The organism is Flavobacterium sp. DW-iso2 (assembly GCF_058725285.1).
In genome coordinates, this window is sequence record NZ_JBZXDY010000019.1 from 13,897 (window position 1) to 28,499 (window position 14,603).

Sequence of the window (14,603 nt, forward strand, 5' to 3'; positions counted from 1 at the left end):
AAGCTGAAAAGTCGTAATTTTAAGCAAATTAAGTTTCTATCATTAAATAAATTTGTCATGAAAAGTAAAAATTGGAATTCCGACGAACTGATAAACGATCCTAATTTAAAAAATGGATTAAGTGGAGAAAAAACACCTGACGTTCTTAATGAAATGACTTCAAAAACATACACTGATGTTGAAATAGACTTAAATGGATACCCTAAAATTATTCAAAAGACTATCTCCACTGAGAAACCTAAAGCTTTTGTAGAAGAAAATGAAAATAGAAATTGGAATGAAAATGAAAGTTTAAGCCGAGCTGTTTCATCAGAATTAAAGGAAGTAAAACCAGATAACGACTTAAAAAGTACATTCAAAATTTATCCAATAAACCCAATTATCAAAAACAAAAAATAATAAAACTAACTACATCTTTACTATTCCCTATTGGTATAACTAGTCCTTTAGGGAATTTTTATTGTTAATTATGCTAAAGAACGGCCTCTTTGATATACTTTATCACTAAAAAAATTAATTTTCAATTAATAGTTAAATAGAAACATCTAATATTCCCTACTTTTACTTTTTACAAAAATCAGTCTTTCTATGTCAAACATGCTCCCTTTTTTATTCTTGTTTGTAATTGCCCTCGCTATTGGTGTTTTCATTGGGAAACTCATTTTCGCTGCTCGTTTTAAATCCGAAAAGATCAGTTTAGAGGAAAAACTAATTGCCTCAAACTCGCAATTCAATCAATTGAAAGAACAATTTTTAAATGACAAAACTGCTTTTGAAAAGCAATTAGACAACAGTGCTGCTGAGAAAGAAACCATTCGTAATGAAAAAGACAGCTTGGCAATACAACTTTCTAAAAAAGAAGTCGATTTTGAGAATCTATGGGAACGCAACAAAGAGCAAAAAGATGAAGTAGAAAAGCTTCAAGAGAAGTTTACCAAGGAATTTGAGAATCTTGCCAACAAAATATTAGACGAAAAATCGAATAAATTCACGGAACAGAACAAAGAAAACATGAAAAACATCTTGTCTCCTTTGCAAGATAAAATTCAATTATTCGAAAAAAAAGTGGAAGATACCCATAAAGAAAGTATTGATTACCATGCCGCTTTGCGCCAACAAATTTTAGGCTTGCGCGAAATGAATATCCAAATGAGCAAGGAAACCATCAACCTAACCAAAGCATTAAAAGGAGACAGTAAGATGCAGGGAAATTGGGGTGAACTGGTTCTAGAAAGAGTCTTAGAAAAATCAGGTCTAGAGAAAGGACGTGAGTACGAAGTGCAACAAAGCTTTACCACTGAAGAAGGAAACCGTGTTTTTCCTGATGTTGTGATCAATTTACCTGACGGTAAGAAAATGATTGTGGATTCGAAAGTTTCCTTGACCGCTTATGAAAAATACATCAACGAAGAAGTAGACGATGTAAAAAGTGGCTATTTAAAAGAGCATGTCAATTCGATCAAGCGTCACGTAGAACAATTAGGAAATAAAAATTATCAGGATTTATACCAAATAGAAAGTCCTGATTTTGTATTGCTTTTTATCCCTATCGAACCCGCATTTGCCATGGCACTTAATGAGGACACTACTTTGTACAACAAGGCATTCGAAAAGAACATTGTTATTGTAACTCCTGCTACCCTGCTAGCTACATTAAGAACAATTGACAGTATGTGGGCGAACCAAAAACAACAGGAAAATGCCTTTGAAATAGCGCGACAAGCCGGCGCTTTATATGATAAATTTGAAGGTTTTGTTGCTGATTTAATAAAAATTGGAAAGAAAATCGACGAAAGTAAAACGGAATATAGCGGCGCTATGAATAAATTAGTAGATGGGAAAGGAAACCTAATTACTAGTGTCGAAAAATTAAAAAAGATGGGTGCAAAAGCAAAAAAATCGCTCCCTGAGAGCATTTTGGCAAGAGCCGAAAAAGATCAAAACCAACAATTAAACTAAAATAAAATGAAAAAATTTTTAGGAATTCTTGCGGCAGTACTTATGCTTTCAATCGTTAGCTATTTTACGTTTGTGTATTATGCCACTTACAGTGAAGGCATTCGATCTGGCCAACTAATCAAATTTAGTCATAAAGGAGTCGCTTTCAAAACCTGGGAAGGAGAAATAAGCCAAGGCATATCAGGTTCGCAAATATTTGCTTTTTCTGTATTGGATAAAGACAAACAAGTAATTAGTGATTTAAAAGAACTAGAAGGACAGTATGTAAAACTGTCTTATATAGAGCGCTACAAAACATTCGCATGGTGGGGCGACACTAAATATTTCGTCATCGCAGTAAAAGAAGAAGAATCTCCATTTAAATCAAAATAAAGATGAATAACACCTTTAAAACAGTTGCTTCGTCAAATATTACCATTTCAGAATTAATGTTGCCATCTCACACTAATTTTAGTGGCAAAATACATGGAGGTTATATTCTTTCGCTACTTGATCAAATCGCTTTCGCCTGTGCGTCAAAGTTTTCCGGGAATTATTGCGTAACAGCTTCCGTGGATACTGTCGACTTCTTGAGACCCATCGAAGTAGGAGAACTGGTAACCATGAAAGCCAGTGTCAATTATGTGGGTCGGAGTTCTATGATTATAGGTATTCGAGTAGAATCTGAAAATATCCAAACAGGAGCGATCAAACATTGCAACTCCTCCTATTTTACCATGGTTTCAAAAGACAAAGATGGGAAAAATGAAAAAGTTCCAGGTCTTATTCTTTCAAATTTAGAAGAAGTCCGCCGTTTCTGCAATTGCTTAAAGCAAATTTCCCTCAAAAAAGAGAAAGACCGTCATGAAGAAGTTTTTAATTACAGTTCAATAGAGACATTAGCCAGCTTAGAAAAGTATAATGTTCTTGTCGAATTAGGCTAATTCTATTGTTTTAACCCCCTTATTTTAGATAAAATCGAATAAAATCCATAATGAGAACTAAAAATCCGTTTTTGAGGTGATATTTACTGTTATAGCGGCTGATTTTTACTGGTTGTTTAAAATAAAAATCGTAACTTTAAGTAGTACTATACAGACTCTAAAATGAAAAAAACTTTACTCTTTTTTTTTCTATTAACTGCATTTATCATTGATGCTCAAGAGAAAATGACCTCCACAAAGGGGATCGTTATTTTTGAAGCCTCAGTGCCTTTTTTTGAGCCCGTAAAAGCCCAAAATGAATACGTAAATTGTATTTTAAATACGAAGAAAGGAACAATAGCTTTTGTAGTCTACATCAATCGTTTTTCCTTTGAAAGAAGTTTAATGCAGGAGCATTTCAACGCAAATTATATGGAAAGTAAAAAATACCCTAAAGCTACCTTTCAGGGATTAATTGAAAAATTCGATTTAAAAAATATTGCTACTGATGTCAAAGAGTATTACATCAAAGGAAAAATAAGCATGCATGGCAAATCAAAAAACATCCGTGTTAGAGCCGAAATTAAAAAAGTAGCTACAGGGATAGAATTGACCTCCAACTTCACCTTAAACTCTGATGATTACAATATCGAAATCCCATATATCGTCAGAAGTAAAATATCAAAAAACATAAATGTTAGTGTTAAAACTATTTTATGATTGGTTAACTAGCCATAAACACCCTATTAAATCATACTTTTTATTAAAATATAAGGACCTTATAATTACTGTTTTTTTTACTTTATTTAATTTTAGTCCTACATTGACCAAACACCTCTATTTCAAAACTATTTTTATAAACAGTTTCTTAGTGTCTTTTCTAAATCAGTATGTTTAAACTGAAATCCTAACTGCTCTACTTTATCAGATGAAACTCTTCTTCCGGTCAGCACTATTTTTGCCATTTCTCCCAATACCATTTTAATCAAAAAGCTGGGAACATTGGGAAGCCAAATTTTGTACCCATACACCTTCGCCAATGTTTTAGAAAAAACAGTATTCGTTGTATTATCGTTTATTGCGGCATTATAAGATCCTACCACATTCGGATTCTTTACTGCTTCAAGATATAGTGCGCACAAATCCTCCACATGAATCCAAGGCATGTATTGTTTTCCGGAACCCAATGCCGATCCGAGTCTCCATTTAAAAATAGGGGATAATTTATTTAGAAAGCCATCGTTTTTGCCTAATACTAAACCGGTACGCACTTTGGCTGTTCGTATTCCCAACTTTTCAAATTGATCTGCAGCGGCTTCCCATTTTTGACAAGTAAGTCCCAAGAAGTCATTGGCTAGAGGCATGTCCTCTGTACAAATTTCTTCCCCATTCACCGCACCATAAATACCCACAGCCGATGCAGAAATAAAGGCATCCAATTTTTTACCATTCTTTTTTAAAACAGAATAAATAAGCTGTGCCGACTGTTGCCTACTATTAATGATTTCTTCTTTTCGCTTATTTGTCCATGGTTTTTCAGCAATATTTGCCCCAGCTAAATGGATTATATAATCTGCATTCAGTACGGCGTCCTTTTCTATTGTTTGCTTTTGTATGTCCCAAGTATAGTAAAAAATAGATGCAGTATTTTCTCTCTTACTTCTACTAAGTATAGAAACGGTATATCCGCTATTTATCAAAACTTTTGTTAGTTCCTTCCCAACAAAACCAGTACCTCCTGTGAGTAATACATTCTTTTTCATGACAGTATATTTTATCCTTCAATTGATATAAACCAAAGATACAACTAATTTTTGTTTAACTTTATGATTATTTAGTTAAACATTCCGTACCTTTATACTCTAATTTTATAATTAATTGAAAATGGCTACTAAGAAAACTGCAATAACAAAAGAAAAAATAGTTTCTATGTATATGAACTATATATTAGAGAATGGCGAAAAACCCAAATCAGTATATCTTTTCGCAAAATCGAATGGCTTTACAGAAACGGACTTTTATGCCTTTTTTGGAACTTTGGAAAGTGTCGAAAAAGAAATCTTTAAAACATTTCTGGAAATGTCACTTGAATTACTGCACAAAGATAAAGACTATGCTGACTATGATATGAAAACAAAGATGTTAAGTTTTTACTTTACATTCTTCGAATTACTTTCTGCCAATAGAAGTTATGTTACGATGAGTTTAAAAGAGTACGATAACCAACTGAAAAATCTAATGCAACTTTCAAGTTTGAGAACTGCATTTAAGCAATATGTTGGTGAAATTATAACAGACGAATATCGTATTAAGCAAGAAAAATTTCAAGACTTTCAGCAAAAAGCAATTCAGGAAAGTGCTTGGATTCAATTATTGTTAACACTAAAATTCTGGTTAGACGACGATTCCCCATCATTTGAGAAAACAGATATCTACATCGAAAAATCGGTAAAACTGAGTTTTGAACTGATGAATATCGCACCAATAGATAGTTTAATTGACTTTGGGAAATTTATTTTCAAAGAAAAAATACAAAACAAATAATGAAAACGATAGATTATATACCAACGTCAAAAATTGAAAGAGCCACAAAACTCGTACAAACAGGGGCAAAAGTAGGTGTCAATTACCTTAAATATTACGGTAAAAAAATGGTTAATTCAGACTTAACCCGTGATAAACTTAACGAAGACAATGCCGAGGATATTTACGATGGTTTAAAAAGCCTGAAAGGGAGTGCCTTGAAAGTGGCTCAAATGCTAAGCATGGATAAAAGTTTTTTACCACAGGCTTACGTAGAAAAATTCTCTTTGTCTCAATTTTCTGTACCACCACTTTCTGCGCCATTAGTTTTAAAAACATTCAAAACCAATTTCGGCAAAACACCTTATGAAATTTTTGATGAATTTAATGCTAATTCTGTCAATGCAGCCAGTATCGGTCAGGTTCATTCGGCGGTAAAAAACAATAAAAAATTAGCGGTAAAAATTCAATACCCAGGAGTTGCTAATAGTATCTCCTCTGATTTGGCTTTAGTCAAACCCATTGCCATCAGAATGTTTAACCTTCAAGGAAAAGATTCTGACAAGTACTTTAAAGAAGTCGAAGACAAATTAATAGAAGAAACCAACTACTTATTAGAACTGCAACAAAGTCAGGAAGTTGTTGATGCGTGCAAGAAAATAGACAATCTCGTTTTCCCTGAGTACTACCCCGAGTATTCCTCTGAGAAGATCATCACTATGGATTGGATGACAGGCGTTCACCTTTCTGAGTTCAAAAATTCAGATCCTATTATAGCAAATAAAATAGGGCAAGCCTTATGGGATTTTTACATGTACCAAATTCATGTTCTAAAAAAAGTACATGCTGATCCCCATCCCGGAAACTTTTTGGTGAATGATAAAAACGAATTAATCGCTATTGATTTTGGATGTATGAAAACGATCCCGAATGAATTTTACGTTCCTTATTTTGAATTGATAGATCCAAAAGTGATCGACAACAAAGAACTATTTAGCAAAAAGTTATTTGAATTAGAAATCCTAAGAGCTGATGATTCTAAAGAAGAAATCGTTTATTTTACAGCTATGTTTTATGATTTATTGTCTTTGTTCACCAAACCATTCCAGGAAAAAACGTTCGACTTTTCTAATGAAGAATTCTTTGAAAACATTGGCAAGCTTGGAGAGCGTTTTGCCAGTGACACCAACCTTAGAAAAATGAACGGAAATAGAGGTTCGAAACATTTTATATACATGAACAGAACGTTTTTTGGTCTTTATAATCTAATGTTCGATTTAAAAGCCAAAATTACAGTGACCGAATATTTAAAATACTAACAATGGTAGAACATAATTTATCTGATCTAGAAAAAGATAGAGTAATAGAAATGGCATGGGAGGACAGAACCACATTTGATGCTATTTTACTTCAATTTGGACTGAAAGAGCAGGAAGTCATTGATTTAATGCGCACCGAAATGAAACCAACAAGTTTTATAATGTGGCGCAAAAGGGTTCAAGGACGCAAAACAAAGCATGAGAAGCTTCGTGATTATAGAGAAGGTCGTTTTAAGTGCAGCAGACAAAGACAGATTAACAATAATAAAATATCAAAAAGATAAACCAAAAATACTTTTCAAATGAAAAATATAGTGATTATAGGCGGAAGCAAAGGTATAGGGAATGCCATTTTAATGCAGCAATTAGAAACCAATCGAGTACACAACATCAGTAGAAATGCGCCAGATGTTTCCCATCCCAATCTAACTCATTATTCATTAGACGTGCTGAAGGATGAGCTTCCTGCTATAGAAAATATTGACACCTTAATTTACTGCCCTGGTTCTATTAATTTAAAACCAATAGGTAGCTTAAGCATTGATGACTTTAGAAATGATTTTGAAATAAATGTCATCGGCGCGGTAAAAACGATTCAGAAATATTTACCCGTACTAAAGAAAGGAACAAACCCATCCATCCTTATGTTTAGTACAGTGGCTGCAAAGCTTGGAATGCCTTTTCATGCCAGTATTGCTGCCGCAAAAGCGGGCGTGGAAGGCCTTGTAAAATCTCTTGGAGCAGAGTTGGCATCAACTTTGCGAATAAATGCCATAGCCCCTACTATTACTGAAACGACGCTATCAGCAAATATCCTGAGAAACGACCGAATGAAAGAAAACATGATAGAACGCCACCCAATGAAAAGTTATTTAAAACCCGAAGAAGTAGCCGAAATGGCAAATTTCCTTATTTCGGAAAAGGCAAAATCGATTTCAGGTCAAATTTTTGAAATGGATTACGGAATTGTAACATTTAAGATGTAGTTAAAACCAAATACTAATAAGACCAGAATATGATAGTTAAACAAATAAAAAGTTACGAAAAAGTAGAGCGTTATGATACTGAAATCACAGACGCCATTGCTGAAAATTACAAAGCCATAATAAATAATTTAGGTGAAGATGTAAATCGAGAAGGAATTTTGAGCACACCAGTTAGAGCCGCCAAAGCGATGCAATATTTAACGCATGGATATGAGCTAGACCCCTTACAAATTTTAAAGTCGGCACTGTTCACGGAGGACCACAGACAGATGATTGTCGTAAAAGATATTGAGGTATATTCCATGTGCGAACACCATATGTTGCCGTTTTTTGGAAAAGCACATATTGCTTACATTCCGAATGGCAAAATTGTAGGGCTGAGTAAGATTCCAAGAATTGTGGATGCTTTTGCCAGAAGGATGCAAGTACAGGAAAGATTAACAGATCAAATAAAAGATTGTATCCAAGAGGCTTTAAATCCATTAGGTGTAGCTGTAGTAATTGAAGCGCAGCATATGTGCATGCAGATGCGAGGAATACAAAAACAGAATTCAGTAACGACTACCTCCTCTTTTACAGGTGCCTTTGAAAAGGACAAAACAAGAAAAGAGTTTATTAGTCTGATTTCCAATAAATTTAGTTAAATTTAGTATTCAAAATAAAATCTATGAAAATTCTCTTAACCGGCGCAACAGGATACATTGGAAAACGACTTTTACCTATTTTAATTGGGCAAGGGCATGATGTAATTTGTTGCGTGAGAGATAAAAACAGGTTTTATACGCCGAAAGAATTCGAAAAAAGCATCACTGTAATTGAAGTAGATTTTCTAAAAGAAGAAACTTTAAAAAACATTCCCGATGATATTGATGCTGGATACTACCTCATCCATTCGATGGCAAGTTCAAAGGATAATTATGATGAATTAGAAAGTACGTCAGCCACTAATTTTGTCAATAGGGTAAACACTACTAATGCAAAACAAGTCATTTATCTAACAGGAATTGTAAATGACGATTCTCTTTCGAAACACCTTGCATCTAGAAAAAATGTAGAAGACATATTAAACACTGGTACTTTTGCACTAACAGCCTTAAGAGCGGGAATCATTGTGGGCTCAGGTAGCGCGTCCTTTGAAATCATCAGAGATCTAGTACTTAAGCTTCCTATCATGATTACCCCAAAATGGCTCAACACAAGGTGTCAACCTATCGCCATCCGTAATGTCCTTGAATTCTTATCACAGTCGTTATTAAATCCATTAACCTACAATCAAAATTTTGACATTGGAGGCCCCGATATACTTACCTATAAAGAAATGCTATTGGGTTTTGCCAAAGCTAAAAACTTAAAAAGATGGATCTATACAGTGCCTTTAATGACTCCTAAATTATCGTCCTATTGGCTTTATTTCGTTACTTCTACCTCTTATAAATTAGCTTCAGCATTAGTAAGCAGTATGAAGGTTGAAGTAGTTTGCAGGGACACCAGAATAAATGAACTGCTTGATGTACAGCCGATGTCATACAAAGAAGCACTTTCTCTTGCGTTAATCAAAGTAGGTGAAGATAAAGTCGTTTCTAGTTGGAAAGATTCCTTAGCAAGCGGCAGGTTTAGCACTAATATTTCGGAATATTTAAAAATTCCAAAAAAAAATTGCTTTATTGACAGAAGAAAAAAAGAAATTATAAATAGAGAATATACTATTGATAAAATCTGGTCCATAGGTGGCGAATCCGGTTGGTATTATGGCGATTGGCTTTGGGGGATCAGAGGGTTTATAGACAAACTTTTTGGAGGCGTAGGTTCTAGAAGAGGAAGAACAAACAGACACGAGATTCACTCTGGAGACGTTTTGGATTTTTGGCGCGTTTTGTACGCCAATAAAGAAGAAGGAAAACTAGTGTTGTATGCCGAGATGAAACTACCAGGACAGGCATGGCTCGAATTCAAAATAATAAATAATACATTGTATCAAGCTGCCACCTTTAAACCTAAGGGTATTTGGGGAAAATTATACTGGTATTCTGTATTGCCTTTTCACGGCTTCATTTTTAATGGGATGCTTAATAAATTGATTAAGTAAATCTCTTTTTTAAACATATAAGTCATTTAAGTTTTTTGACTATTTTATTGAAAACTTATATGACTTATATCTTAAATCCCATTATTTCAATATCCCTGATTTATATGTCGCGATTGCTCGATCCCTCGCCATAGCATGTTCTACCATAGGTTCGCCGTACCCGAGTTCAAATTCAGGAATCCATTTCCTGATGTAAATTCCTTTTTCGTCAAATTTTTTCAGTTGGATTTCTGGATTAAAAACTCTGAAATAAGGTGCTGCATCGCACCCAGTTCCAGCTGCCCATTGCCAATTGCCCACATTGGACGCCATTTCATAATCCAGTAATTTTTCGGCAAAATAGGCTTCACCCCACTGCCAGTTTATCAATAAATGTTTACATAGAAAACTTGCCACAACCATACGCACTCTATTGTGCATATAACCCGTTTCATTGAGTTGGCGCATTCCTGCATCTACCATGGGATAGCCAGTAGTTCCAGAACACCAGCGCTTGAAGTCGGCTTCGTTATTCAACCACTGAATTCCATCATAGGCCGGCTTGAAATTATGCGTGACTTCTCTCGGAAAATTAAACAGAATTTGCATAAAAAACTCTCGCCATATCAACTCACTCAAAAAAACAGCATTCGTTTTAGCGGCCCAATTGACCATTTTTCGAACACTTACCGTACCAAAACGAAGATGCGGTGATAGATATGATGTCCCATCTTTAGCAGGAAAATCACGTATCTCCTGATACTCAGAAATCTGTTTTAGATTGTACGGAAGCACCTTTATGCTGCTTTCCTCAAATCCTATTTCTACCAAGGTTGGAAAAATATATTTTGATTTAAGAAAATTAGAAGAAATGGCAGCATCAGGATATTCACGTACAGGTGCCATAGCGTTATATTTATCCAACCACTTATTTTTAAATGGTGTATAAATGGTGTACGGCAATCCATCTGCTTTTGTGATTTCTTTTTCTTCAAAAATAACTTGGTCTTTAAAGGAAAAGGGAACGATGTTCTCGCTTTGCAAAAGTTTACAGATAGCATCATCCCTTGTTATGGCATATTGCTCATAATCTTTATTGAAGAATACTTCTTTAACGTCAAATTCCTGGATAAGCGATTTCCATACGGCAGTAGTTTCTCCTTTTTTAACCAACAGCGAACTTCCTATTTGTTTTAACTGTTCATTAATAGTGGATAATGATTCATGGATAAATCCAACTCTTGCATCGTTTTTTGGTAAACTATCTAAGATAGAATCATCAAAAATAAATAACGGAATGACAGGATATATAGACTCCAAAGCATGAAATAGTCCAATATTATCCTCCAAACGTAAATCACGTCTAAACCAAAAAAAAGATACTGTCTCTTTTTCCATTATTTTGAATTGAAGATTTCGTTTACCTTTAGGACTCTATGTTCAAAAATTTCATTTAATTTATTCTTAACCATCAAGGTATTCATTATTCTGCCTAAAAATCCTAAAGGCAAAGCGTAATGAACAACATCCGTCATTTTAGTACCGTTTTCAGTAGCTTCAAAAAAGTGTTTGTGATGCCATAAAGCATAGGGCCCAAAACGTTGTTCGTCTATAAAATAACTATTTTCTTTAACAAAGGTAATTTCGGTCATCCAAGATATTGTTATACCTAGCAGTGGGGTAACTCTATATTGAATTATTTGTCCCGCATACATGGGTTTGCTATCGAAATCTGTGATTTGGAAACCCATCGTTTCTGGTGTTATTTTTTGTAAATTACCCGGTTTGGAGAAAAATTCCCAGCATTCCTCTACTGTTGCATTTACATGCTGAACAGTTTCTTTTTTATATATTTTCATTGTATTTTTTATGTTTAATTGTTGTCAGAACGACTGCCTTGCGTGAGGGATTGCAGCGGAGCTCTTTATGGTCTCGCTCTTAAAACGAGACCATAAAAGCGAGAGTGTAAAGCCCGACCTCGTTGAAAAAACAAAAAAATGTTTTTTCAACGAGGTCACGCCCAGATAAAATTATTACATTTTATAGTATTTAAAAGGAACAAACAACATACCGAAACATTCGCCATGCTCTTTACCTAAATGTTTATGGTGCACTTTGTGTGCTTTGCGCAAACCAATAAGGTATTTATTTTTTGTACTCTTGAACCATTTGAATCTTTGATGAATTAATACATCATGAATCATAAAATAAGAAAAACCATACGCTGTAATTCCTAGCCCTATGAAGAATAAATAGTTAATTCCTCCCTCAACGCCATAGTAAAAAAGGACGATGCTTGGTAAGGCAAAAATCACAAAAAAGATATCATTACGTTCAAAAACATTAGCATATTTAGGCTGATGATGATCTTCATGGAAATACCACATCGAACCGTGCATCACATATTTGTGGGTTAACCAGGTAACACATTCCATAAACAAAAAAACGCCAAGGAAAATAGAAAAAGAAATCATTGTTATTTGTTTTTAATTAATTTTAAATGCTGGAAATAGGTGTTTGTGGACTTATACCAGTTTCAGCTTATACGACACGAAAGATTGTGCCAATAATGCTGCTTTGGTATAATTAGAAACCCGAACTCTTTCATTTCCAATTTGGTGATAAGGAGTGTTTTCTAATTTTTTTAATAATTTTTTATAATAAACATAGGCGGTATATACTCCAAATTTAGCTTCAATAGGCAACTTTACAATACCCTCGAAGGCAATCCTAAAATCCTCTTCAATTTCTTTTATAATTGCATTTTTAGCCTTTTCATCGAAAGAGTTCAAATCGATCCCTGGAAAATAATTTCTATTTAATAGCAGGTTGTCCTCTTTCAGATCTCTTAGGAAATTTACTTTTTGAAAAGCAGACCCTAATCGCATGGCTTCTCCTTTTAATTGCTCATATTTCTGGTCTTTACCAGCTACAAAAACTTTAAGACACATCAATCCTACCACATCAGCAGAGCCATAAATGTACTCATTATACTCTTCAAGACTGTTATAATCTGATTTGATTAAGTCAAGTTTCATGCTTTTTAAGAAAGCCTGAATAAGATCATCCGTAATATTATATTCTTTCACGGTACTTTGAAAGGAATTTAATATGGGGTTCAAACTTATTCCTGCATTGTAGGCTTTATAATATTCTTTTTCGAAATCGTTAATCAAATCTTCTTTGTCAAAACCATGAAAAGAGTCCACTATTTCATCAGCAAACCGCACAAAACCATAAATGCTATATATTGCATCTCTGATACTTGGTGCAAGCATATATACCGCCAAGGAAAATGAAGTGCTATAGCTTTTTGTTACCAGCTTACTGCATTTGAATGATACGTCGTCAAATAATTGCTTCATAATTATTGCTCTAAAAATTGTTTATTAATTAAATCTGACACTAATTTTCCTGAAATTAATGCTGGTGGAACACCGGGTCCAGGAACGGTCAATTGTCCCGTGAAATATAAATTACGTACTTTTTTGCTTTTTAGTTTTGGTCTTAGAAAGGCCGTTTGCAATAAAGTGTTCGCCATTCCATAGGCATTCCCTTTGTATGAATTATACTCTTTAACAAAATCATTTTTACAAAACGATATCTTAAAGATAATATTATTTTTTAACTTTTGTTGAGTCAAATCCTCAAAACGATCGATTATTTTATTGAAATACTCCTCTCTAAGCTCTTCCGAGTCATTAATTCCAGGTGCTAACGGAATCAGAAAGAAACCTGCTTCCATTCCTTCGGGAGCGGCAGTCTTATCAGTAACAGAAGGGAAGTTAGCATAAAACAAGGGTTCTTTTGGCCATTGAGGGTTATCATATATATCCTTTGCATGCTGATAAAAATCGACATCAAAAAACAAGGCATGATGCGATATATTTTCTATTTTTTTATCAAAACCTACATAAAACAATAAGGATGAAGGTGCGAAAACTCGGCTATCCCAATACTTTTCTGAGTAAGCCCGATATTCCTTGTCTAATAATGTTTCGGTATGATGATAATCAGCACCACTTAAAACCAGATCTGAGGCGATCGTTTCGCCGTTCACAACAATTGCTGTTGCCGTTTTATTTTCGACAATAATATTTTCAATATTAGCATCAGTATGAAAAGTTACCCCAAGTTCTCTTGCGAGTGTTTCCATAGCTCGTACAACGTCAAACATTCCTGTTTTTGGATGAAAAGTTCCCATTCCGAAATCGGCGTAATTCATAAAACTATAAAAAGACGGCGTGTCAGACGGTTTTGCTCCTAGGAATAAAACAGGGAATTCAAGAATTTGTATTAATCGTTCGTTTTTAAACTTCTTGCGGACATCGCGACTGATATTGCTGAAAAACTGCCCTATCTTCTTCGTTGTTTCCACAGTTACCAACTCTAGCGGTGATACTCCTGGGCGGTACACTAAATCTTTTATGGCAATATCATAGTTACTTTTTGCCTCTGTTATGAATTCGTGCAAGATCTTTCCGCTTCCTTTTTCGATGGCTTCAAAAGTAGCCTCAATTTCTGCTAAATTATCTGCGATCGCAATAAATTCGTCAACACCAAAGTAAACCCGATAAGCGGGAGACAATTTTATAAGCTCATAATAATCTGTTGTCTTTTTACCGAAATCAGCAAAGAACCTATCGAAAACATCTGGCATCCAGTACCAACTTGGCCCCATATCAAATGTAAAACCATCTTTTTTTAATTGCCTTGCTCTACCGCCTATTGTTTCATTCTTTTCGAAAACCACGACTTCGTGTCCTCCTTTAGCCAGATAGCAAGCAGCAGACAATGCTGAAAACCCAGAACCTATAATTGTAATTTTTCTTTTCATTGTTTAGCAAAT

At 34.5% G+C, this 14,603-nt stretch carries 17 protein-coding genes; 11 read left to right on the top strand and 6 right to left on the bottom strand.

Annotated elements, in window-relative coordinates:
• Positions 1 to 57: 57 nt before the first annotated feature.
• From AC4PRO_RS12775 to AC4PRO_RS12795, 5 genes are all read left to right on the top strand, one after another.
• A complete protein-coding gene (locus AC4PRO_RS12775) occupies positions 58 to 399 on the top strand; it encodes a hypothetical protein (protein WP_074723538.1) in 342 nt (113 codons plus the stop codon).
• Between the two features lie 189 nt (positions 400 to 588).
• Positions 589 to 1,959, top strand: a complete 1,371-nt coding sequence (locus AC4PRO_RS12780) for a DNA recombination protein RmuC (protein ID WP_492117611.1) — start codon at positions 589 to 591, stop codon at positions 1,957 to 1,959.
• A gap of 6 nt (positions 1,960 to 1,965) precedes the next feature.
• On the top strand, positions 1,966 to 2,331 hold the full coding sequence (locus AC4PRO_RS12785; protein WP_074723536.1) for a DUF8785 domain-containing protein: 366 nt from the start codon (positions 1,966 to 1,968) through the stop codon (positions 2,329 to 2,331).
• Between the two features lie 2 nt (positions 2,332 to 2,333).
• Positions 2,334 to 2,882 carry an acyl-CoA thioesterase gene (locus AC4PRO_RS12790; RefSeq protein ID WP_074723535.1) on the top strand — a complete coding sequence of 183 codons (549 nt, stop codon included), beginning with the start codon at positions 2,334 to 2,336 and terminating at the stop codon, positions 2,880 to 2,882.
• A gap of 162 nt (positions 2,883 to 3,044) precedes the next feature.
• Positions 3,045 to 3,581: a YceI family protein gene (locus AC4PRO_RS12795; protein ID WP_074723534.1), complete on the top strand. Its 537-nt coding sequence runs from the start codon at positions 3,045 to 3,047 to the stop codon at positions 3,579 to 3,581.
• A 134-nt stretch (positions 3,582 to 3,715) separates the two neighbouring features.
• Here AC4PRO_RS12795 and AC4PRO_RS12800 read toward each other — a convergent pair whose 3' ends face one another.
• Positions 3,716 to 4,624 (bottom strand): TIGR01777 family oxidoreductase, encoded by a 909-nt coding sequence (locus AC4PRO_RS12800; RefSeq protein ID WP_492117612.1) that lies wholly within the window; start codon positions 4,622 to 4,624, stop codon positions 3,716 to 3,718.
• Between the two features lie 121 nt (positions 4,625 to 4,745).
• Here AC4PRO_RS12800 and AC4PRO_RS12805 point away from each other — a divergent pair, with 121 nt between their 5' ends.
• The 6 genes from AC4PRO_RS12805 to AC4PRO_RS12830 are packed head-to-tail and all read left to right on the top strand — an operon-like array spanning position 4,746 to position 9,775.
• A complete protein-coding gene (locus tag AC4PRO_RS12805; RefSeq protein WP_492117613.1) occupies positions 4,746 to 5,405 on the top strand; it encodes a TetR family transcriptional regulator C-terminal domain-containing protein in 660 nt (219 codons plus the stop codon).
• Positions 5,405 to 6,703, top strand: a complete 1,299-nt coding sequence (locus tag AC4PRO_RS12810; protein WP_074723531.1) for an ABC1 kinase family protein — start codon at positions 5,405 to 5,407, stop codon at positions 6,701 to 6,703. Before AC4PRO_RS12805 ends, AC4PRO_RS12810 begins: the two co-directional genes overlap by 1 nt.
• 2 nt (positions 6,704 to 6,705) lie before the next feature.
• A complete protein-coding gene (locus AC4PRO_RS12815; RefSeq protein WP_074723530.1) occupies positions 6,706 to 6,987 on the top strand; it encodes a TIGR03643 family protein in 282 nt (93 codons plus the stop codon).
• Between the two features lie 18 nt (positions 6,988 to 7,005).
• Positions 7,006 to 7,689 carry an SDR family NAD(P)-dependent oxidoreductase gene (locus tag AC4PRO_RS12820; RefSeq protein ID WP_492117614.1) on the top strand — a complete coding sequence of 228 codons (684 nt, stop codon included), beginning with the start codon at positions 7,006 to 7,008 and terminating at the stop codon, positions 7,687 to 7,689.
• Between the two features lie 29 nt (positions 7,690 to 7,718).
• Positions 7,719 to 8,333 carry a GTP cyclohydrolase I FolE gene (folE, locus tag AC4PRO_RS12825; protein WP_492117615.1) on the top strand — a complete coding sequence of 205 codons (615 nt, stop codon included), beginning with the start codon at positions 7,719 to 7,721 and terminating at the stop codon, positions 8,331 to 8,333.
• A gap of 23 nt (positions 8,334 to 8,356) precedes the next feature.
• A complete protein-coding gene (locus AC4PRO_RS12830) occupies positions 8,357 to 9,775 on the top strand; it encodes an SDR family oxidoreductase (RefSeq protein WP_492117616.1) in 1,419 nt (472 codons plus the stop codon).
• 81 nt (positions 9,776 to 9,856) lie between these two features.
• On the opposite strand, the gene AC4PRO_RS12835 is transcribed toward AC4PRO_RS12830, so the two are convergent.
• The 5 genes from AC4PRO_RS12835 to crtID all read right to left on the bottom strand — a co-directional run bounded on the left by AC4PRO_RS12835 (position 9,857) and on the right by crtID (position 14,591).
• Positions 9,857 to 11,152, bottom strand: coding sequence for a cryptochrome/photolyase family protein (locus AC4PRO_RS12835; RefSeq protein ID WP_492117617.1), 1,296 nt, complete (start codon positions 11,150 to 11,152; stop codon positions 9,857 to 9,859).
• Positions 11,152 to 11,613 carry an SRPBCC family protein gene (locus AC4PRO_RS12840; protein WP_074723525.1) on the bottom strand — a complete coding sequence of 154 codons (462 nt, stop codon included), beginning with the start codon at positions 11,611 to 11,613 and terminating at the stop codon, positions 11,152 to 11,154. The genes AC4PRO_RS12835 and AC4PRO_RS12840 overlap by 1 nt, the downstream gene beginning before the upstream one ends.
• A gap of 174 nt (positions 11,614 to 11,787) precedes the next feature.
• Positions 11,788 to 12,228 (bottom strand): sterol desaturase family protein, encoded by a 441-nt coding sequence (locus tag AC4PRO_RS12845; RefSeq protein ID WP_492117618.1) that lies wholly within the window; start codon positions 12,226 to 12,228, stop codon positions 11,788 to 11,790.
• A 51-nt stretch (positions 12,229 to 12,279) separates the two neighbouring features.
• Entirely contained in the window at positions 12,280 to 13,119 is an 840-nt protein-coding gene (locus AC4PRO_RS12850; protein ID WP_074723523.1) for a phytoene/squalene synthase family protein, read from the bottom strand.
• Positions 13,120 to 13,121: 2 nt separating this feature from the next.
• The gene (gene crtID, locus AC4PRO_RS12855) at positions 13,122 to 14,591 is read right to left on the bottom strand and encodes a bifunctional phytoene desaturase/3,4-desaturase (protein ID WP_492117619.1); all 1,470 of its coding nucleotides are present in this window, start codon (positions 14,589 to 14,591) and stop codon (positions 13,122 to 13,124) included.
• Between the last annotated feature and the right edge of the window lie 12 nt (positions 14,592 to 14,603).